Source organism: Methanothermobacter sp. CaT2, assembly GCF_000828575.1.
Classification (GTDB): Archaea; Methanobacteriota; Methanobacteria; order Methanobacteriales; family Methanothermobacteraceae; genus Methanothermobacter.
Genome location: NZ_AP011952.1, coordinates 478,579 through 498,381 on the forward strand (window position 1 = coordinate 478,579; position 19,803 = coordinate 498,381).

The following is a 19,803-nucleotide window of genomic DNA, read 5'->3' on the forward strand; positions in this document are numbered from 1 at the left end:
TGTGAAAAGTTCACCATTATACAGCATTAAAGCAGAATCTGTAAACATTCCATGAGACAACATGAAAAAAATAAATGTTACCACAAATCAGATAGACGCCATCTGTAAACATTCCATGAGACAACATGAAAAAAATAAATGTTACCACAAATCAGATAGACGCCATTCCCTCAACGATCTCCCGGATCTTATCCTCAACGTTTGAGCTGTCCTCAACCACGGTACCCGTGACTATGACATCTGCACCTGCAGAGGCAACCCTCGCAGCATCCGCCCCGGTCCTTATACCGCCACCCACGATGAGTATCTGATCCGTGCACCTCTTAACAAGGGATATCATCTCCTCAGGGACATGCTGGGGGGCACCTGAACCCGCCTCAAGGTAGAAGAGCCTCATGCCAAGGAACTCCGCTGCCATGGCATATGCTGCCGCAATGTCCGGCTTGTTCCTTGGGACAGGCTTTGTATCTCCAACCCAGCCCACCGTACCCCCTGGTTCAACCACAAGGTAACCCATCGGGAGGGCCTCTATCCCCATCTTCTTAACGGCTGGGGCGCCGAGGGCCTGGGCACCTATGATCCAGTAGGGGTTGTTTGAGTTGAGGAGACTCATGAAGAATATCGCATCTGCGTGGCGGCTGACACCTGTGGTGTTCCCAGGGAAAAGTATTATCGGTACATCTATGTTCTCCCTCAGAGCCCCCGCGGTGGCATCGAGTTCACTGGAATCGGTGGTTGACCCCCCGAGCATTATACCATCGGTACCACCCCTTATGGCGGCCTCTGCGATTTCAACTGCCTCCTCGGGGGTCTGCTCCTCAGGATCGATGAGGGTAAGGTGTATCTTCCTCTCCCCAAGAATATCATGGAAATAATCTTCAACCTTCATTTTGAACACTCAGAAAAGTAATAAATGGGGGAGTGGGAGTATTTAACCCCTCGGTTCCTTTGCCTTGTACCTTAATCCCTTGTAACCGCACTTCCTGCATGTCTTTGCAGTTGGTGGGTTCCTGGCGTTACATTTAAGGCAGATCTTGATATTGAATAGTCTGTTTTCTGCTTCCTCAAATCTTGCCATAATTAGCCTCCTATGTATTTGTTCTGAATCTCAACAACCTCACGGCTATCCCTAGCCCGGGAGTAAGCTTCAAGAAGTTCACGGTTGAGGTCCAGGAAGTGTGGACCCCACTTGAAGTAGGACATGATGTCAGACGCTATATCTTTCAGTCCAACTATATAAAGGGTTGCCGCCACAGCCTCTGCAGTTGATAGTATGCAGGGCTTGCCATAGTTGGTGGGGTTTGCGGCCACCAGGAATGGCAGCGACCTGTGGTTCCCTGCGGTCTGGAATATGACCGATGACTTTCTGACCTTTTTCCATGAGCAGTCCAGGGCTGCGATGCCCCTCCTCATGACCATGTCACGGTCTGCGGGTGAGACTGCCTTCTCAGAAAAAGGGTTGAGGACAAGTGCACCTCTGGGTATCTGGTTGAGACTATTTACTATTTTAAATTTTCCCTTCCTGCCCAGTTTAAGGCTGGTGCACTTCTTCCTGTCACACTCCTCTGCATGGTATACCACTATTCTCATCAGGGTGATATTGGAATGTCCATGTATAAATAATTTGGATGGATGGGGGAGATCCTAAGTGGCCCGTCCTAGAACATCCCCCTCCCATGCTCCAGATGAAGGATACCAAAGTAACCTCTGCTAGAACATCCCCCTCCCATGCTCCAGATGAAGGATACCAAAGTAACCTCTGCTAGAACATCCCCCTCCCATGCTCCAGATGAAGGATACCAAAGTAACCTCTGCTAGAACATCCCCCTCTCATGCTCCATTATCTTACAGACAGCGCTTGATGGGTCCCTGAGGTCGTGGAGGTCATAGTAGCTGCCACCTGAGGCCAGGGCTATCTCCATGTTTAGGTCCCTTCCACCCCTGGATCCCCTCTCAAAGTTTATCACGGTTGAGGGTATATCCTCCTCCCTCAGCCTTGAGGCGGCCTCAACCGCCTCCCTCTTTGGGTCCCTGCCGGTCCCCACGTTTGGCATGCCATCACTGAGTATGACCATGAATGGAACGTACTCGCCGTGCCTCTTCTCCTCCCTGAGTATTTCAAGACCCCTCTTTATGCCCTGGGCCATTGGTGTTGTGCCCCCGACCCTTATACTCTCCACGGCATCCCTGAATGATGATGCACGGGCAGTTGAGGGTATTATGACCTTCGCATCCCTGCCCCTGAAGCCAACCACACTTATACGGTCCCTGTGCCTCTGCGCATCCTCTATGAACCTCTCTATGAGTCCCTTGACCATAGCGGCCTTCCTGTCAGAGAACATTGACCCGCTTATATCCACCACCAGGACGATTGATGCCCTTGCACCGTGTTTGCGTATCTTCTCCCTTATATCACCGGGCCTTATCTCACGTTCGCCCCTGGAGGCTGCAGCACGGATTGTGGCGTCGATGGCAACATCCCCTGGCTCACCCCTCGGGAACCTGCTCCTTATGTATTTCCCCTTACTTGTCTTTGACTCGACACGTGCACCGTAGAGCCTCTCCTTCTTCTTACCCCTGACCTTAAGGAGCTTCTTTATATCGACTTCGACGTCCTCTGTTTCAGGGCTTCTCTCTGGTCCCCCTGCAGATAGGCCTGCCAGGGAGGCTGAACCCCGGGACTCTGAGCTTCCGTTTCCCTGAGAACCTCCTGCGCCCTGACCTGACTCTTCACCCTCAGAACCCCCGGAACCTTCACCCCCTGATGATGTCTCTGAGTCGCCCTGATCCTCCTCAGATTCTCTCTCACGTTCCATTTCCTCACGGGCCCTCTGCATCTCCCTCCTTGTGTTCTCGCGGTTGTAGCTCCTGCCGGGTATTCTCTCACCAAGTACAAGGACTATTGCATCCTCAACGTCCTCCTCACGGACCCTTCTTCTTCCATTGAAGGCTGCTATGGCCTTTGATGTCCTCACTATTGCAATGTCAGACCGGTGGCCGTCAACACCGGCATCAACACAGACCCTTGCTATCAGCTCAAGGAGGTCATCGTCGATTGTCACCGCAGGGAGAAGCTTCCTGGCAGCCATTATCCTGTCGCGGAGACTGCTCTGGCTTTCAGCAAACCTCTCAACGAAGCCCTCCGGGTCGTCCTCGAATTCATCCCTCCTCTTCATTATGAGGACCCGCTGCTTTATGTCGGTCACCGTCTCCACGTTTATGTGTATACCTATCCTGTCTGAGAGCTGGGGCCTCAGTTCGCCCTCTGCAGGGTTCATTGTCCCCACAAGTATGAACCCTGAGGGGTGCTGGAGGGATATGCCCTCCCTCTCCACTGTGTTGACACCGTAGGCCGCTGCATCCAGGAGCACGTCGACCAGGTGGTCATCCAGGAGGTTTATCTCATCCACGTAGAGTATGTTCCTGTTGGCCTCTGCGAGTATCCCGGGCTCAAGGGCCTTTATACCCTCGGTGAGGGCCTTCCCGATGTCAAGTGACCCGACAACACGGTCCTCTGTGGCCCCCAGTGGGAGTTCAACAACCCTCATCTTGCGGTATTCAACCTCCACGTCACCCCTGCGGCACATGTCACATGCCCCCTCCGGGTCTTCCGGGTCGCAGTTGAAGGGGCAGCCCTTAACCGTCCTCAGGGATGGCAGAAGGTCCGCCAGGGCCCTCACCGCCGTTGTCTTACCTGTGCCCTTATCACCCTTGATGAGGACACCACCTATCCCCGGGTTTATTGCGTTGAGTATAAGGGCCTTTTTAACCTTTTCCTGTCCTACTATTGCTGTGAATGGAAAAATAAGGTTCTTCATTAACTCACCTGGTCATCCTAACCATATAATTCTATATTTATTCTGAATAATAAGTTTTTACATGGTATGGTATTAAGCTTTCACCATATCTTAGGATGAAGCTGGGGCCATGCAGGCCCCTCTGGATAAAATAGATAAGTGATGGGTCCCATAGAAGTAACAGGTGATATCATGTGTACCGTTGGAGGTCCAATGGCTGATATTGATATTAAGAAGATGAAGACCCGTAAATGCAGGTGCCTTGACTGTGGAAACGAATTCAAGGGCGTTGGAAGGCGGGTTATCTGCCCATCATGCCAGTCAGATAACGTTGAATGCGAAGGCTAGGTGGTACCCTGGAATTCAAAATCAGTGAGGACGAGATACTATTTGTCGAGGCCGGGGGGGTCCTCGGTATCATACCATCAGGTAGAGAGCGGACACTGTTCATGAACACAGCAGAGGATGAGGTTGCCCTCTTCCTCGAACCCCAGGACCTCATAGTCATATCCGCCTTCAGGGCCGATGATAAAATGAGGAGGGGTATAAAGGCCCTTGCATACCTCCTCCTCGAGACCGGGAACCCCCTGGTGGTCCTGCCAGAGGATCACCCTGGTTCCAGGAGACTGAAGATGGTTGTCTCAGCAGCAGAGAGGGTGAGGCTCAGCTGTGACATAACGCCGGGTACGCACCCCGACCACCACCTCCTCTGCTCTGCACCGGCACTCTCAGGCATGGAGATCGTGTCGGTGGATGGTGGTGTTGAACTCCTGAATGCACCCCCGGGTATCAGGGTGTGGAGGGAGGTACTTGACTGGTGATGTGGGAAACTATTTTTAAGGCAGGGCCACATAAACCATCACAGTGAATGACCATGATCAGTGAATTCTATCAGATATTTGGACAGCTGGTGTTCCTTGCAGGGGTGGGCATACTGGTTATGCTGGCTTCAAGCCTCTTCCTTGGGAGGCTCCTCCTGAATGAGGACAGACTTATATTCCCCAGGCTCCTCCTCATCACGGTCGACATGTTCTATGGACCATTCAAGAAGTTCTCAGAGACCCTTGGCCTCAACAGCCGCATAGTGGACCAGATAGGTGTTGAGGTCAGGAACAAGATCAACGAGAAGCGGTTCAAATCCATAGACCCCCATGATAAGGCCCTTGTACTGCCACACTGCCTCAGAAATCCCGAGTGCGAGGCCAGACTCGAAAGGACAGGGCTGATCTGCACCGGATGCAACAGGTGCATCATAGGGAAGATCAAGGAGAGGGCTGAGGCCATCGGATACACGGTCTTCGTGATACCCGGGTCAACCTTCATAAAGAAGATCGTGGAGGAGCACAGATTCAAGGCTGTCCTGGGGGTTGCATGCTACCAGGACCTGAACCTCGCCATGATGAAGCTGTCGAAGTTCTCGCCCCAGGGTGTACCCCTCCTGAGGGACGGCTGCTTCAAGACAAAGGTGGACTTCAGGGCGGTCCTGCAGAAGATGGGAATAGAGGAGGAGCTAAGAAGACCAAGGGCCTGCATGAGCCAGGTCCCGGGGAAGACACCGGAGCAGTGATAGGATGGACATCCCCATCACCGATAACCACATACACGTTGACCCTGTTAACGGTGAGGGCCCGGTTGCAGTTGCAGAGAAATTCTACAGGGCAGGGGGCAGGCGGATGATAATCCCGAATAAGCCCTCCTGGACCATAAATGCAGGTACCGACTACCATAAAACCATGGACACGGTCCTGGGCTACGTTGAGATGATCAACAGGGAGACTGAAGTTGAGGCCCATGCAGTTGTGGGACTGCACCCTGCAGAGCTATCAAGGCTCCTTGAGGCCGGCCGTGAGATTGAGAGGGCTGAGGAGATGATCAGGGACGGGCTGGAATACGCCCAGTCCCTGGTACTGGAGGGGAGGGCTGTGGCCATCGGCGAGGTCGGAAGGCCCCACTACCCGGTCAGTGAGGAGGAGCTCGCAGCCCATAACAGGCTCATGGTATATGCCATGGAACTTGCAGCCGAGGCTTCATGCCCTGTTCAGCTACACACCGAGAGCTCGGGCCCAGAGGAGTTCAGGGAATTTGCTGGTATGGCTGAAAGGGCTGGTATAAAGAAGCATATGGTTATAAAGCATTTCTCAGGGCCCTTTACAGCCCCTGAGGAGAACCATGGTCTCACTCCATCCCTCATTGCCTCAAGGGAGGTTGTGAGGGATGGTATCAGGAAGGGGGGTCCTTTCCTGATGGAGACAGACTACCTTGATGATATCAGAAGGCCCGGTGCCGTCCTTGGTCCAAAAACAGTGCCAAGGAGGACCCTTGAATTTATCAATAAGGGGATCTTCACCGAGGAAGATGCCTACAGGATCCACGAGGAGACCGTTGAGAGGGTCTACGGGATCTAAATGACTCCATTCTGCCTATCTTAAAAACCGTATATCAGGGGCTTAGCCCATCCCAGAGGAACAGAGCCGTGGATAAAGTTTTAAGCTACAATGGTTTTAAGATCCCTGATATTCCTTCAGTTATTCAGAGATTATTTCCTCCTATCCAACAGTACCCCGTCTTAACCTCGTTCTCACCTTACCGGTAGCAGCTTCGCAGCGTTTCTCTTTCAGAATATGGCCTTACTTCATTCAGATACATTCCGGGGCATGCAGTGAAATGTGGAGATTAAAAACAGAACCAGGGGGGTCAGTGCGAACCCCCGAGAAGCAGGCTCACCACCCCTATAAGTACCCCTATGACCACGACCTCAAGGCTCGTCCTTAAGATATTCTCCCTTGAAACCCTTCCAAGGTATACTCCAAGGATTAAAAGGGCGATGAGGCAGAGCAGAAGCGTGACGATGGTGGCGGTTAACCTGTCATCTATCAAAAGGAAGGGCAGGACCGGTACAAAGGATCCCAGGAAGCTTGAGAACCCATGGGTGAACATGCTCATGTACACCCTCCTCCGGGCCTGCTGGTGGATGATGGTGTCATCGAGTTTACCCTCATCCATCATCATCTTCCTCTCAAGTTCACGCATGGTCCTGGTCTCCTCAGCCCTCTCACCAATGAATGAGCCGAAGGCATTGGACATTGCAAGGGCCACACCCCCACTGAGTCCTGTGAGGGCTATGAGGTAGTTATCCATGCTGAGACCGCCGGCACCTGCAACACCGCTTGCTGTCAGGGTGACACCCATAACAGCCAGTATCCCATCAAGGGTGCCCAGGGCCACGTACCTGCTCATATTTATGTACTCATGAATAAATCCACGCACATCCATCCCAGATCATCCACCTCTTAATCATCCACGACCGAGTTCACTGTGTGCACGTGCAAGGTGACCCGCTGCAAGGGCACCCATCAGGGACAGCTCCCCTGCAAGAACAGCCCCTCCAACTATCTCTGCAAACTCGTGGACCCTGCCTCCGCCCCTTACACCCATGATATCAAGGCACTCAGAGGCGGTTTCAAGTCCTGTGCCGCCGCCGACAGTTGCCAGGGGGACATCCGGGAGGTTCACCGCGAAGTAGAGGTCCCCTTTTCTCTCCTCTGCAATGGTAACCCCCAGACTTCCCTCGACTATGTGGGCCTCGTCCTGTCCTGTTGCAAGGAATATGGCCCCTATTATGTTGGCGTAATGTGCATTGAAGCCCATGCTACCTGCTGCTGCTGAACCGATGAGGTTCTTGGCTGTGTTAACCTCGACAACGGCCTCAGGCGTTGTTTTAAGGACAGACTCGACCATCTCGCCGGGTACCGTGATCTCGGCTGTTATACTCTTACCCCTCCCCTCTATGAGGTTAACGGCGGCGGGCTTCTTGTCGGTGCAGAGGTTACCGCTCAGTGCTATCACATGGGCCCCGGTCTCCCTGGTGAGGAGTTCAAGGGCCCTCTCGGTTGCAATGGTTACCATGTTCATCCCCATGCTGTCGCCGGTTGTGTAGACGAAGCGTGGGTAGACGTAGGAGCCGACCACCATAACAGGGTCTATCTTAACGAGCTTACCATGCCTGGTTGTGGATTCTGCCTCCTCCCTGAGGGCATCAATGTTCTCGTAGATCCATTCCCTCAGTCTGAGGGCCTCAACCACTGATCCAGTCCTTATGACGGGTGCGCGGGTCATTGAGTCGCCCGTCACCCTGACGGTGGCCCCTCCGGCCCGTGTGATCACCGAGCACCCCCTGTTCACCGATGCGACGAGGGCACCCTCAGATGTTGCCAGGGGAACATAGTATTCACCGTCTGCGTGTTCACCCCTCACAGTGAGTGGCCCCGCCACTCCCAGGGGGATCTGCACAGCCCCTATGGGGTTCTCTATGTTCCTCCTTGAGGCGCGCTCCATATCCATGGTGTAGTTTGAGACGTGTTCAAGTTTAACCCCGCAGGTCCTCTCAATGAACTCCCTTCTTATTCTGACGGCCTCATCCACCGGGACGTGCCTTTCGATCTCGTAGAGTTTGATCCTCCCCTCCATGAGGTCATCCATGATTGACATCAGCCCACCCCCATGTGGGCCCTGATCTCATGGACTATGGCTGATGGCCTGTCAACAACCACTGCCCCGGCCGCCTCCAGGGCCTCCCTCTTGCTGCTGGCGGTTCCTGTGCCGCCCTCGATTATTGCCCCTGCATGTCCCATCCGCTTACCTGGGGGTGCAGTTGCACCTGATATGAAGGCGAAAACAGGCTTTGACATCTCCTCTATGTAACTGGCAGCCCTCTCCTCTGCGTCCCCGCCGATCTCACCTATCAGGACGACGGCTTCTGTATCGGGGTCATCCTCGAATCTTTCAAGTACATCCACGAATCCGAGTCCTGTTACAGGGTCCCCCCCGATACCCACACATGTACTCTGGCCGAATCCTGCCTCTGTGAGCTGGGCTGCAAATTCATAGGTCAGTGTGCCGCTCCTTGAGACTATGCCTATGCTTCCCTCGCTGAATATGTGGGTGGGCATTATGCCAAGCTTCCCGACACCCGGAGTGATTATGCCGGGGGTGTTGGGGCCTATAACCGTCTTACCCATCCTAGAGGCGTACTCCATTATCTGCATGGAGTCATGGACAGGTATGTGCTCGGTTATTATTACAACAAGGTCCAGATGTTTTATTGATTCAAAGGCCGCGTCCTTTGCGAAGGGTGCAGGTACAAATATTATGGATGCATTGACATCGGTCTCCTCGGTGACCTCCTCCACCGAGTTGTAGACATCCACGCCAAGGAACTCCTGGCCGCCCTTACCGGGCGTAACACCCGCCACTATGCGGGTTCCATAGTCGAGCATCTGTTTAGTGTGGAATGATCCCTGTTTACCTGTTATGCCCTGAACAAGGCACCTGGTATCCTCATCAAGCAGTATCATGATTGATCCCCTCATCCTTTCTTTTGTGGTCTGAAATATTTAATTATGCTCATGAAGAGCCGTTCAGGAGAAGTGTTTAATTATGATAGAGTTCTGAAGAGCCCTTCACAATTAAGGATAATATGACTCCACATCGGTGGAGGTCACTGAAAAAATCATAAAACCCTCAGTATCCTCGTCCTCTCCTCAAAGGGTACTGCGAGGTCTATGAGGTTACCGTTAAGGAAGGCTGTGGCTGAAACTATGACGCTGCCGGGTATTACATATGATGGTGAGCCCCTCCTTACAAGGTGGACGTTCTTATGGCCGAGTGCAGCGCCGAGCATCGCCCCTGCTGCAACGCCAACACTCTCAATGTCCTCTATGGTCGCAGCAACCACCGGGTCGTCGGTCTTATCAGATACATAGCCCACCCCGGGGATTTCACGGACACCCGGCCTTATCTCCTGGCTCACATCGGTAACCCCATCCATGCCCCTGGCTGCGGCTATGGCAGAATTTGCAACGTCAGCCACGAAGTCTTCACCACCATAGGTGTCAAATGCCAGTATAACTGCATCCGGGTACCTGTCCTGCCGTACAGCTGCCTCTGCATATGATATGCCCTCCCCCGCGCCGTCTGGTTCATCTGATATCCCCTCAAGGTCTCCCAGGCTCTCTGATGAATCCCTGAGTATCTCAACTATGGCCCTGTTCACGGTCTCAAGCATGTCATCCTCCACGAAGGCACTTATAACAACGTCGTCGCCGGTTATGTTTGTCAGTGCCGCGCTCTCTGCACCCGCATCAAGAAGTCCCGGTATGGAGGCCTCAAGGGATGCTATAAGTTCCCTGCTGCAGCTCGTATCGTTATCTGATATATCTGCACCTATGGAAGTTATCTTCAAAACGATCACCTATACCTAATTTGAGCTGCCTGAATAAATAGTTTAGAGGGGACCTCATCTCATGGGGATGGGGAACTGGAGGGAGGCATGTAAATATATGGGAGGGCTGGCCTCAGAGGGTATCAGCGCTCCCCTCAAAAAATTATTTTATATCAAAAGGGACATAAAGAATCACACTAAAATCTTTAGTTCTCTGAAGACTCCAAAAAAGTGTGGGAGAAATATTTCACATGAACACAAAGATCTGTGTCCCTGTATTTGAGAAGACAGCCCCGGAGGTTACTGAGTCAGCCGGGAGGGCCATTGATGCAGGTGCGGATATCCTTGAAATAAGAATTGATGGCCTCCAGAATCCTGGAGAAGTTAATATCAGGGAACTCATAGAGGATATAGGGTTCCCTGTGATTGCAACCAACCGATCACCTGTCGAGGGTGGTCATTTCAGTGGCAGCGAGGATGAAAGAATAAAGCTGCTGATGGCTGCCGCTGAGGTCGCCGACTTCGTGGATATTGAACTCAGCAGTGCCCGTGAGGACATAGAGCGGGTCACAGGGAGTGCCAGGAGAAGCATCGTATCCTACCATAACTTCAGGGAGACGCCCTCACTGGAGGCCCTCCTGAGGATCGTCAGGATGGCTAAGGAGATGGGTGACATCGCCAAGGTAGCTGTGATGCCAGAGAACCTGGCAGACACCCTGGTGGTACTCCAGCTCCTCACATTTGAGGAGGACACTGTGGCAATATCCATGGGGGAACTCGGTAAATACACGAGGGTTGCAGCCGCCCTCTTTGGCTCACCCATCACCTTCGCATCAATGGGGAGGGGGACAGCCCCGGGACAGATGGATGTTGATGTAACCCGGAAAATGATTAGAGAACTCATGCCGGAGGATTGACCATGAAGAAGGTTCTGATTGCCATTGCAGTGCTTGCTATCATCGCGGTTTCAGGTGCATTTTACTACCTTGATCATGTGGATTCTGTTGACATAACCATAAAGACCGATGGTGTTAACATCACCGTTGAGGCCGACACCATCTTCTTCCAGAAGGTCCCCGCAGGGATGGAGCAGGAGATAGGGGACTACATGGCGGATGTCATCAATGACCCTGACAGCACCGTTGAATCAATAAAAAAGGACGTTACTGACATAGCAGAGAGGTACGGTTACAGGGAGGTTAACGTCAGGATAGAGTCACAGTTCGGTGTTGACCAGCTCCCAATGCCGGCCGTTGTGAGCGGTGACTCAATGTATCCAACACTGAAGGACGGCCAGGACCTCATAGTCCTCAAGACAGACAGGTACAGCGTGGGGGACATAGTAATAGCAAGGCACCCTGAATACGGCCTCATTGTGAAGAGGGTCGGCAAGATCGAACCTGAAAGGGTCTACCTGATGAGTGATAACAAGAAGGTTGAACGCATCTACACTCCGACCTCCGTTATTGTGAGAACACCCCTGAACACCTGGGTTCCAAGGTCAGCCATTGTGGGTGTTGTGAAGGAGTACTGAAACCCTTTCTGGACCTCCAGAATCAGAGATTCCCAGCAACATTATTTTTTGATGACACCATCTTCCTTTTTGAGGACATACCTTCTCTGTCTCAACACCATGGTGACTCACTCTATGGATCTGCAGCTAATCTAGATCCAGGTACTGAAAAACCGTTTCAAAGAACTCAAATTCAAAAAAAATTGATGAACTCAGACAATTCCCTCAGAGAAAGATAAAAAAGAATCAGGTGAATTTGGACAGCCTCTCAACCCTCTTAAGCATGTTCGGGTGTGTTGATAACAGTTCAAGGATCCTTGCACCCAGTCCGACCTTAACTCCACCGTATTTTATCCTCTGGAGTTCAGCGAGGTCTATGGTCCCATCCATGTTCATGTCAAGCTGGCGGAGGTCCTCTATCTCACCGTACGCCGCTGACACATCATTCAGGAAGAAGGCCTTGACACCCTCGACCTGTTTCAGGTCGTCCCTGTTGAACTGGGCTGAGCCGTAGACAAGCTTGTAGAGTGCGCTTGCAAGTTTGTGTGGCTGACCACCAATCTCCACACTACCCTGGTCAGCGTAGTACTCCCTTGTCCTTGATATGAAGAGTACTATGAGCTGGCCTATGAAGTATGCGAGGAGGGCTGCAATACCCACCAGATTTGCCTCATCATCCCTGCTGAAGACCGTGCTCCAGAATATGTAGTAGCATATGAGGGGGACGGCGCTCACCAGGGTCATGACTATCATGTCGCTGTGCTTTATATGGGATATCTCATGTCCGAGGACTGCCCTCAGTTCCTCCTCATCAAGAAGGTTGAGTATCCCCCGGGTCACGCACACCCTTCCATCAGCCTTTGTTCTTCCGAAGGCGAATGCGTTGGGCAATGCGATCTCCGCTATTCCGACCCTTGGTTTGGGTATGCCGGCCCTTCGTGCAAGTTCATCGACCATTGCATGCAGTCGGGGTGCTTCTGCTTCGCTCACGTAGTGGACGTTCATTGTGAGTTCCACTATCTTCGGGGAGATGAGGTACTGCAGGAATATCACTCCGAAACCCAGGAGGGCATAGAAGAGTGGTCCTCCAAGTCCCAGGATGGATCCTACGACCATGAGTATCGCATAGATCAATCCGAATAAAAGTACTGTCGCCAGGAACATTCTGAGCTTCAGTTTCCATGTGCTGAGTCTTCTCATTTTGGCTTTTTCCTCCATCGAGCCATTAGTTACAAAGTGTTATTTTATTATGTGATGATATAAATCTTTTGTTATTATTGTAAGGTATGGAGGGCCCTGAATATGGAGGTTCCTGACTGTAAGCACGGTAGCCGGGATCCGCATGTAGCATAGCACCCCGACCAAAGAGACCATTCCCTGAGACCCAAAGTTTATTAAATATTAAAGTATATTTCATATTAAGGGGATGATAATATCAGGAATCTATGGAAAGTTCTAATGTTAGTGACCATCTTTGCCCTTATCGGATCCAGTCAGGCCGTCCAGATAGGCAATACAAGTTACGGCTATGTTGAGAAGGACTACTACGGTAACCAGAGCTCCAATGAGACCATAGGACTCATAATAGGGGTTCATCCCCGTGAGTCAGGTATACATGAAGCCGTGAGGAAGACCCTCCAGACCTCAAACCTCACAAAAAGATACGTCCTCTACAGCGTCCATGTGACATCCAATGCCTACGACTACTCGAAGGGCCGTATGAACGGCCAGCTACTTGCAAGGAACTTCATTGTACCTGATGTAAAGAATGAGAAGCCCATGCTGGTCATTGACTGCCATGAAAACCTTTACCGTCAGAGTGGATACGCATACCCCCGCTTCCTCTATGTGATCTCAGAGAACCTTGCAACCATAAATTACACGGAACAGATAGTATCCAGGATGGGCTTCCTGAGAGTATATACACCCCCAAAGGCAACGAGTCCTCAGTACGTGACAGTGCCGATAGCCTCACAGGGATACAGCACCATAATATATGAGACCTATAAATATGACAGCCAGTCAAGAAAGCTCAGCGACGCAGGTATGTTCATATCATGCCTTGAAAGCCTCAGAACCTACATTTCAAGGGGTATAAACATCACTTCAAGTAGCCCGGCTGCGGGAGCTGTAACCTCAAGGAGGCCGATAATAAGGGTCACCTTCTCAAAGACAATAAAACCTGGAAGGTACTGGAGCAGGGTAACCCTCAAAAACAGGTATGGTAAATCTGTGAGGGTCAGGACATGGGTTTCCGGTAACACCCTCTATGTGAAACCAGTCTACAGGCTATCCCGGAACAGCTGGTACACCCTCACCATACCGGCCGGTGCACTGGTTGACGCCCCAGAGAATAAATGGACGCTTAGGTTCAGGACCGGGAGAAGATAGGGTAGAAAAAACCATTCTTCATTTATTTTTTAGAATTGTTCTAATGATGGATATGTAAGCCTAGAGAATCGTTGGGAGATCTTTTCTTTTTCTGGATTATAAAACTGCAGGATAAAAGCGCTTCTGTGCTGTTTTCTACACTAACATTTCATTAATTCCCTGATGATTTCATCCACTTCATTTTTAACAGCATATGCTCCCAGTGATTCCCCTTTTAGATTCATTTTGGTTATAGCTGGTGAATAAGGTAGAACACCTTTAATTTCGTTACCCTCTGAAGTTAATAGTTCTGTCAAAATTGGCTCCGTTTCCTCATCAATTTTGTTGAGGATTACTCCAAAACGTTTATCTGCTTCATGGGTAAGTTTTGCAGCCTTTTCTGCTAGTAGAACTGCATCACTGGAAGGATCTACCACCATCACTACAGCATCTGCCCCCTCCACTATTCCACGCCCGAAGTGTTCTACTCCTGCTTCAGTATCTACTAAAACCCATTGATCTTCTTCTAATCTTACATGATTCAGGAAATCTCTCGTTACAGCTCCCATAGGACAGGCACATCCCTCCATTGCATGATCAATTTTTCCTATCTGCATTAAACCTAAAGATCCAACCCAGCACACAAATTCCTGTGATAGACTCTCTAGATCAAATTTTTCCCTGAAAAGTTCGGGTTCAGTTTCCCCATCTCTGATCATTGACCTCAACTTTTTCATTACACGAGGTTTACCGCCAAGATAATCCATGAGAGTTTTCTCTGCTGGCTCAATTCCTAAGATCCCACTTAATCCAATATTAGATTCATCCGAATCAACAACCAGGACCCTTTTTTTCTGTTCTTTAAGTGTGTGAGCTATTAAAGTTACCAGCGTGCTCTTTCCACTTCCGCCTCGACCACTAATAATTAACTTGGGCATGCCGAAACCTTCCATCTTGAATTATTCCATCCTACAGTTCCAGTTATAAGGGATTATATCATTATCAAGAGGATTGACCCTCCTTTCATCAACATTTTCAGGATCGTAAAGAAGAGAAGGCATTCCGATTACCACCGATATTTTATTACCTATATTTTTCGTACCGTGAAAAATTCCAGGAGGGATATAGACTACACAGGGACATTTTTCACCCATAAATATCTCATTAAGGACCTGATATGTAGGTGAATCTTCCCTGTAATCATATAGGGCAAGCTTTACCATTCCCACGACACAGATCAGACGATCTTCCTGTTTAGAGTGAAGATTCCAGCCCTTGATCATCTTTGGATAGGAATATGAAGCAATTAATTTGCCTGATATTCTCTCCTTTCAGTTTCTTGTCATCCAAACGAAGGAGTTCCATCAGGAATCCCCTTTCATCACTGAACATTTTCAGATCATTTATAACCACTCCGTCAATGAGTTTTTCTCCATAAAAACCTGGAATATTTTGAACTCGTGGCTTTTCCAGTTCATCAAAATTTTTTAAACTTTTTGGTTTCATTCGCGGGTCTCCCCTTTTTCATACATCCATGCTAAAGGATCCTTGCCATCCGGGAACATTGCACCGTAGGGTTCAAATTTATTGATATCGCTAACAGTGCAGAAATGCATTCCACGATCCGATTCTACCATCATTAAAGGGTTAGCCTTCTCTATGTCCCATGAACCATCTTCTGGGTTGTAGATATCATCGTCCACTTCAAGATGCACAACTTTACCGAGGATCAATAAATAAGGAAAGCCTTCATACTCATCTTCATAAATGTTATGCAGTTTACATTCCATCCATGCATAACACCCTTCAATTCCCGGTGCTTTGACCTTTTTTGAGGGTTTTTCCTTTAAATCCGCCAGTTCAAATTCATTAACATCAAAAAGAACATGCGAAGCTGTTGGTATCACTTTATCAACCATTTCAACCCCTGGCATATTAATAACAAATTCCCCAGTGTCTTTGATATTAACAACCGTGTCTCTCATCTTTGCTGAAGCCACACAGATCAGATCAAAGGGGCGTAAAACTGGCATAACACATGAATAAGGTGCTATGTTCCTAATTCCATCTTTACTTGTCGTTGAGATAAATGCCACTGGCAGCGGTATCAGAGATTCTCTCTTAAAATTTTCAAGTATCATATTATCACCAATCCATTTTTTCTCTTCTTGTATATATAAATATTAGTTCTAAATCAAAAAGTATTATTATTTTGCCGTATATTCTTTAATGCTTATTACTACTTCCTGTAGTGGTGGTTTAAAGTTGAGGGAACTCGTGGAGTATGTATTATCACATCCTCCAAAGAAAAGCAAAAACAACAATCACTCAAAATAATTCACTGGAAGTTCAGATAACCTATACGAGAATCTTATGGATTTAGTGCCGGATTAGCTAATTAAACTGAGTTAAAAAATGAAATGGGGATTCTAACAGTATCATGGATCAAAATACGAGTATAGGATACAAAATTATATAAGGAACACATTAAAGATCCCGAACACTTTCAAAGGATTATTATGAGAGCTGCGGATTATATAAGATATTCTATCTGAATCAGCAGCAGAACCGAAGAAAAAAAAGGAGATAGAATTCCACAGCAGCTGAAGCCGCCTTAAATCCGCTGAATCCATTTCAAGTTTCAGAGGATACCATTCCTTTTAAGGAGCCTCCTGGGGTTCCTCACAAGTGCCTCCTCCACTTCAGACTCGGTTAGACCGGCCCCGAGGCCTATCCTCCGTGCCATCTCATAGTCGATCAGATCCCCAGGTGCATGGGTATCCGTGTCAATCACGATGGGAACACCAACCTCCCCTGCAATGGCTGCCACGTGACCATTACCAAGGCAGTGCCCCTTCCTGGCACTTATCTCAAGGGTCACATCATTCTCACGGGCCAGTTCAACGTCCTCAATCGTTATCAGGCCCGGATGGGCCAGTATATCAACCTCCGGGCAGCTTACCGCTGCATGGTTGGTGCCGGGGATCACCGGCTCCACCAGGGTTTCGCCGTGTACAACAATCACCTCGGCCCCGAGCCTCCTTGCCCTCACTGCAAGTTTCTCAATTATCTCAACGGGCGCATGTGTGATCTCAGCCCCAGGGATAACGGTGATGTCCCAGTTATCACCTATGTCCTCCACGGCGTCGATGAGGTTTGTTATGGTGTTTATGTTCGAGGCGTCTATGTGGTCAGTGATGGCTATTGCCTCATGTCCAAGTACACAGGCCCTCCTTGCAAGTTCGGATGGCAGGAGCTCACCGTCACTCAGGAGGCTGTGGGTGTGAAGATCTATCCTCTTTCTAATTTCAGGCCCTCCATGAAATCATTACAGTCTGTACCGGGAGGGTCGCAACAATTCTCTCCTCCCTGAAAATCATTATATTGCTGTTGATACACATCAAAGATTAAGGTATGTTCAGGGAAGTATTTAAAATGAAGCCCAGGGTCTTTGTACCAGCACACATAACAGGATTCTTCGAGGTTGTAATGCACAGGGACCCCCTGAGGTCAGGGTCCAGGGGGGCCGGTGTCGTCCTGGACAGGGGTGTTAAAACCGGGGTGAAGCTCAGGGGTTCAGATGACACCACGAAGGTGAGGGTGAACGGAAGGAGAGATGATGATGGAGTTAGCATTAGGGCCGTTGAAATCCTGAGGGAGCTCACAGGGTTCAGTGAGGGGGTGAGTATCCACCACGAGGTGGAGGTGCCCATAGGGTGTGGTTTCGGGACATCAGCCGCCTGCGCTCTCGGGAGCGTCCTTGCAATTGCATCTGAACTGGAACTTCCCATCACCTTCAACAGGGCAGGTGAGGTGGCACACCGTGCAGAGGTTGAACTCGGAACCGGTCTCGGGGACCTCATAGCTGAGGTAACAGGTGGAATGGTCATCAGGACCCGGGAGGGACCGCCAGGGTACGGGAGGGTTGACAGGATCATCCAGGACGGCCTCCACGTTATAACCCGGACGCTGGGGGAACTTGACACCGCATCGGTGATACATGATGATGCCCATGTGAGGGCCATCAACAGGATGGGGGGTGGTATGATAGACCGCCTGCTTGAGAGACCAGCTCCGGCCCGGTTCATGGAACTCTCCCGGGAGTTTGCAGAGGGGGCAGCCCTCATCCCCCAGGAGCTCAGGGAACCCCTGGAGGAACTCTCAGAGGGTACGCTGGGTGCCTCCATGGCCATGCTTGGGAACACAGTATTCGCCCTATCAGAGGACCCTGACGCCGGTGGCGCTGGCACCAGTACCTACGGTATCGACCAGCTGGGTGCAAGGTTCATATGAAAAACATACCCCGCCACAGGCCCCCTGAAGTACTCAGAACTCCAAACTCAGTTCATATGAAAAACATACCCTGCCACAGGCCCTGACCCTGATCCGACAGCCACTCGACCGTAGACTCTGAAAACTCCAGCACCGCTGGATTATGCCTTATATGACCCTTCCCTTACATCTGAGGTTCATAATGAACAGATATGTGGATTTGTGGGGAAAATACTTTAAATTAAAAGGATATATTAATTGATGTTAGCAGAAGCAGCTTCGTGATCAGATGATAAGGATAGTGTATGATATCAACATCTACCGTGAGGTCCTCAGGGAGGTCCTTGAACCATCCCACACCGTCGTGGAGCTTGGCTGCCACGTGGGTAACTCAACGCGCATAATCTCGGACCTTGTACCTGAGGGGAGGGTTGTGGCCGTCGACAACAGCCCCGAGGCTGTCGAGGTAATGGAGTCCCTCAGCAGGGAACGTGACAACGTTGAATTTATCTCAGGGGATGTGCGGCTCCATGAAACCCTCGAGAAGGTCTGCACCATGATAGACAGCTGTGATGTTCTCAGCGTGGACCTTGGAGGTGGCTACCACCCGGATACAACCTTCAAGGTCTACTTCATCTGGTCATCCACACTCAAACCAGGGGTCTCCATCATAAGGAACCGGGGGCTCCTGGACTTTGTATGCTCATCCATCACCGAAGAGTCATTCACCTCCAGGTATGGATGGCTTGAGTCAAGTGGGGACGCTGGAATCCCCCCACGACTCAGGGAATTTAAGCTCTGGTCCAGCAAGATATACAAGGAGGGTGCCCATGATAGGCAAAAGGATTAGGATTGAGAGGATAATCAACAGGAAGACGGACAGGACTGTCATAGTACCCCTCGATCACGGAGTCTCCATTGGACCCGTTCGCGGGATAATCGACATGGCAGGCACCATAGATGAGGTTGCAAGTGGCGGTGCAAACGCCGTTCTCATGCACAAGGGAATGGTCAGGAGTGGACACAGGGGATACGGGAGGGACATAGGACTCATAATACACCTCTCGGCCAGCACAGGCCTCGGCCCCGACCCAAACCACAAGGTCCTTGTGACCTCAGTTGAGAAGGCCCTCAAGCTGGGTGCCGACGCGGTATCCGTCCATGTGAATGTGGGATCCGAAAGGGAACCCGAGATGCTGATAAAACTCGGAACCGTTGCAGAGATCTGTGATGACTGGGGCATGCCCCTCATTGCCATGATGTACCCCAGGGGTAAGAAGATAGATGATGAGCACGACCCGGAGGTCGTGAAGCTGGCAGCCCGTGCAGGCGCAGAGCTCGGTGCAGACATAATAAAGACCAACTACACCGGTGACCCTGACACCTTCAGGGACGTTGTGAAGGGGTGCCCGGTCCCTGTGGTGATAGCTGGCGGACCAAAGATAGAGACAGAGGAGGAGCTACTCCAGATGGTCAGTGACTCTGTGGAGGCAGGGGGCGCAGGGGTCGCCATTGGAAGGAACATATTCCAGGCCGATTCACCTGCAAACATGACAGGGGCCATAGCAGGCATAGTCCATGATGGCCTGAGTGTCGAGGAGGCCGTCAGGATACTGAAGGGTGGCGAGTGA

General features: G+C 50.5%; 24 protein-coding genes. 10 read left to right on the plus strand and 14 right to left on the minus strand.

Annotated elements, in window-relative coordinates; genetic code table 11:
* Window positions 1-151: 151 nt before the first annotated feature.
* From MTCT_RS02400 to MTCT_RS02415, 4 genes are all read right to left on the minus strand, one after another.
* Window positions 152-889 carry a geranylgeranylglyceryl/heptaprenylglyceryl phosphate synthase gene (locus MTCT_RS02400; protein ID WP_048175364.1) on the minus strand — a complete coding sequence of 246 codons (738 nt, stop codon included), beginning with the start codon at window positions 887-889 and terminating at the stop codon, window positions 152-154.
* 42 nt (window positions 890-931) lie between these two features.
* Entirely contained in the window at window positions 932-1,078 is a 147-nt protein-coding gene (locus MTCT_RS02405; protein ID WP_010876192.1) for a 50S ribosomal protein L40e, read from the minus strand.
* Between the two features lie 2 nt (window positions 1,079-1,080).
* Window positions 1,081-1,590: a DUF367 family protein gene (locus tag MTCT_RS02410; RefSeq protein ID WP_048175365.1), complete on the minus strand. Its 510-nt coding sequence runs from the start codon at window positions 1,588-1,590 to the stop codon at window positions 1,081-1,083.
* A gap of 224 nt (window positions 1,591-1,814) precedes the next feature.
* Window positions 1,815-3,818, minus strand: a complete 2,004-nt coding sequence (locus MTCT_RS02415; RefSeq protein ID WP_048175366.1) for a VWA domain-containing protein — start codon at window positions 3,816-3,818, stop codon at window positions 1,815-1,817.
* Between the two features lie 171 nt (window positions 3,819-3,989).
* Here MTCT_RS02415 and MTCT_RS09390 point away from each other — a divergent pair, with 171 nt between their 5' ends.
* The 4 genes from MTCT_RS09390 to MTCT_RS02430 are packed head-to-tail and all read left to right on the plus strand — an operon-like array spanning window position 3,990 to window position 6,202.
* On the plus strand, window positions 3,990-4,145 hold the full coding sequence (locus tag MTCT_RS09390) for a hydrogenase maturation nickel metallochaperone HypA (protein WP_143485748.1): 156 nt from the start codon (window positions 3,990-3,992) through the stop codon (window positions 4,143-4,145).
* Window positions 4,133-4,618, plus strand: a complete 486-nt coding sequence (locus MTCT_RS02420) for a hypothetical protein (protein ID WP_048175367.1) — start codon at window positions 4,133-4,135, stop codon at window positions 4,616-4,618. The genes MTCT_RS09390 and MTCT_RS02420 overlap by 13 nt, the downstream gene beginning before the upstream one ends.
* Before the next feature lie 47 nt (window positions 4,619-4,665).
* Window positions 4,666-5,364: a DUF116 domain-containing protein gene (locus MTCT_RS02425; RefSeq protein ID WP_048175368.1), complete on the plus strand. Its 699-nt coding sequence runs from the start codon at window positions 4,666-4,668 to the stop codon at window positions 5,362-5,364.
* A 4-nt stretch (window positions 5,365-5,368) separates the two neighbouring features.
* Window positions 5,369-6,202: a TatD family hydrolase gene (locus tag MTCT_RS02430; RefSeq protein WP_048175369.1), complete on the plus strand. Its 834-nt coding sequence runs from the start codon at window positions 5,369-5,371 to the stop codon at window positions 6,200-6,202.
* A 289-nt stretch (window positions 6,203-6,491) separates the two neighbouring features.
* Here the strand turns inward: MTCT_RS02430 and MTCT_RS02435 are convergent, their stop codons facing one another.
* The 4 genes from MTCT_RS02435 to MTCT_RS02450 form a co-directional block, all read right to left on the minus strand.
* Window positions 6,492-7,070, minus strand: a complete 579-nt coding sequence (locus MTCT_RS02435; RefSeq protein WP_048175370.1) for a TIGR00267 family protein — start codon at window positions 7,068-7,070, stop codon at window positions 6,492-6,494.
* 21 nt (window positions 7,071-7,091) lie between these two features.
* Window positions 7,092-8,285: a hydroxymethylglutaryl-CoA reductase (NADPH) gene (gene hmgA, locus MTCT_RS02440; RefSeq protein ID WP_048175371.1), complete on the minus strand. Its 1,194-nt coding sequence runs from the start codon at window positions 8,283-8,285 to the stop codon at window positions 7,092-7,094.
* Complete coding sequence (sucD, locus tag MTCT_RS02445; RefSeq protein ID WP_084126134.1) at window positions 8,285-9,151, minus strand: succinate--CoA ligase subunit alpha; 867 nt, start codon at window positions 9,149-9,151, stop codon at window positions 8,285-8,287. The genes hmgA and sucD overlap by 1 nt, the downstream gene beginning before the upstream one ends.
* Before the next feature lie 155 nt (window positions 9,152-9,306).
* Window positions 9,307-10,038 carry a hypothetical protein gene (locus tag MTCT_RS02450; protein ID WP_048060844.1) on the minus strand — a complete coding sequence of 244 codons (732 nt, stop codon included), beginning with the start codon at window positions 10,036-10,038 and terminating at the stop codon, window positions 9,307-9,309.
* Window positions 10,039-10,268: 230 nt separating this feature from the next.
* Between MTCT_RS02450 and aroD the strand changes: the two genes are divergently transcribed.
* Window positions 10,269-10,934 carry a type I 3-dehydroquinate dehydratase gene (aroD, locus tag MTCT_RS02455; protein ID WP_048175372.1) on the plus strand — a complete coding sequence of 222 codons (666 nt, stop codon included), beginning with the start codon at window positions 10,269-10,271 and terminating at the stop codon, window positions 10,932-10,934.
* Between the two features lie 2 nt (window positions 10,935-10,936).
* Window positions 10,937-11,551, plus strand: coding sequence for a S24/S26 family peptidase (locus MTCT_RS02460; protein ID WP_048175373.1), 615 nt, complete (start codon window positions 10,937-10,939; stop codon window positions 11,549-11,551).
* A 225-nt stretch (window positions 11,552-11,776) separates the two neighbouring features.
* Here the strand turns inward: MTCT_RS02460 and MTCT_RS02465 are convergent, their stop codons facing one another.
* Window positions 11,777-12,730 (minus strand): zinc metalloprotease HtpX, encoded by a 954-nt coding sequence (locus MTCT_RS02465; protein ID WP_048175374.1) that lies wholly within the window; start codon window positions 12,728-12,730, stop codon window positions 11,777-11,779.
* Window positions 12,731-12,988: 258 nt separating this feature from the next.
* Between MTCT_RS02465 and MTCT_RS02470 the strand changes: the two genes are divergently transcribed.
* Window positions 12,989-13,921 carry an Ig-like domain-containing protein gene (locus tag MTCT_RS02470; RefSeq protein ID WP_010876209.1) on the plus strand — a complete coding sequence of 311 codons (933 nt, stop codon included), beginning with the start codon at window positions 12,989-12,991 and terminating at the stop codon, window positions 13,919-13,921.
* A 140-nt stretch (window positions 13,922-14,061) separates the two neighbouring features.
* Here the strand turns inward: MTCT_RS02470 and MTCT_RS02475 are convergent, their stop codons facing one another.
* The 5 genes from MTCT_RS02475 to MTCT_RS02495 form a co-directional block, all read right to left on the minus strand.
* Complete coding sequence (locus MTCT_RS02475; RefSeq protein ID WP_048060846.1) at window positions 14,062-14,838, minus strand: AAA family ATPase; 777 nt, start codon at window positions 14,836-14,838, stop codon at window positions 14,062-14,064.
* Between the two features lie 21 nt (window positions 14,839-14,859).
* Window positions 14,860-15,183: a dTDP-4-dehydrorhamnose 3,5-epimerase family protein gene (locus MTCT_RS09430; RefSeq protein WP_197538713.1), complete on the minus strand. Its 324-nt coding sequence runs from the start codon at window positions 15,181-15,183 to the stop codon at window positions 14,860-14,862.
* Entirely contained in the window at window positions 15,155-15,406 is a 252-nt protein-coding gene (locus tag MTCT_RS09435) for a dTDP-4-dehydrorhamnose 3,5-epimerase family protein (protein WP_010876212.1), read from the minus strand. The genes MTCT_RS09430 and MTCT_RS09435 overlap by 29 nt, the downstream gene beginning before the upstream one ends.
* Complete coding sequence (locus tag MTCT_RS02490) at window positions 15,403-16,041, minus strand: flavin reductase family protein (RefSeq protein ID WP_048175375.1); 639 nt, start codon at window positions 16,039-16,041, stop codon at window positions 15,403-15,405. The genes MTCT_RS09435 and MTCT_RS02490 overlap by 4 nt, the downstream gene beginning before the upstream one ends.
* A gap of 500 nt (window positions 16,042-16,541) precedes the next feature.
* Window positions 16,542-17,207, minus strand: coding sequence for a histidinol phosphate phosphatase domain-containing protein (locus MTCT_RS02495; protein ID WP_048175376.1), 666 nt, complete (start codon window positions 17,205-17,207; stop codon window positions 16,542-16,544).
* Between the two features lie 128 nt (window positions 17,208-17,335).
* Between MTCT_RS02495 and MTCT_RS02500 the strand changes: the two genes are divergently transcribed.
* The 3 genes from MTCT_RS02500 (at window position 17,336) to MTCT_RS02510 (ending at window position 19,803) form a co-directional block, all read left to right on the plus strand.
* On the plus strand, window positions 17,336-18,193 hold the full coding sequence (locus tag MTCT_RS02500) for a pantoate kinase (protein ID WP_048176549.1): 858 nt from the start codon (window positions 17,336-17,338) through the stop codon (window positions 18,191-18,193).
* 268 nt (window positions 18,194-18,461) lie between these two features.
* A complete protein-coding gene (locus MTCT_RS02505) occupies window positions 18,462-19,022 on the plus strand; it encodes a trans-aconitate 2-methyltransferase (RefSeq protein WP_010876217.1) in 561 nt (186 codons plus the stop codon).
* Window positions 19,003-19,803, plus strand: coding sequence for a 2-amino-3,7-dideoxy-D-threo-hept-6-ulosonate synthase (locus tag MTCT_RS02510; protein ID WP_010876218.1), 801 nt, complete (start codon window positions 19,003-19,005; stop codon window positions 19,801-19,803). Before MTCT_RS02505 ends, MTCT_RS02510 begins: the two co-directional genes overlap by 20 nt.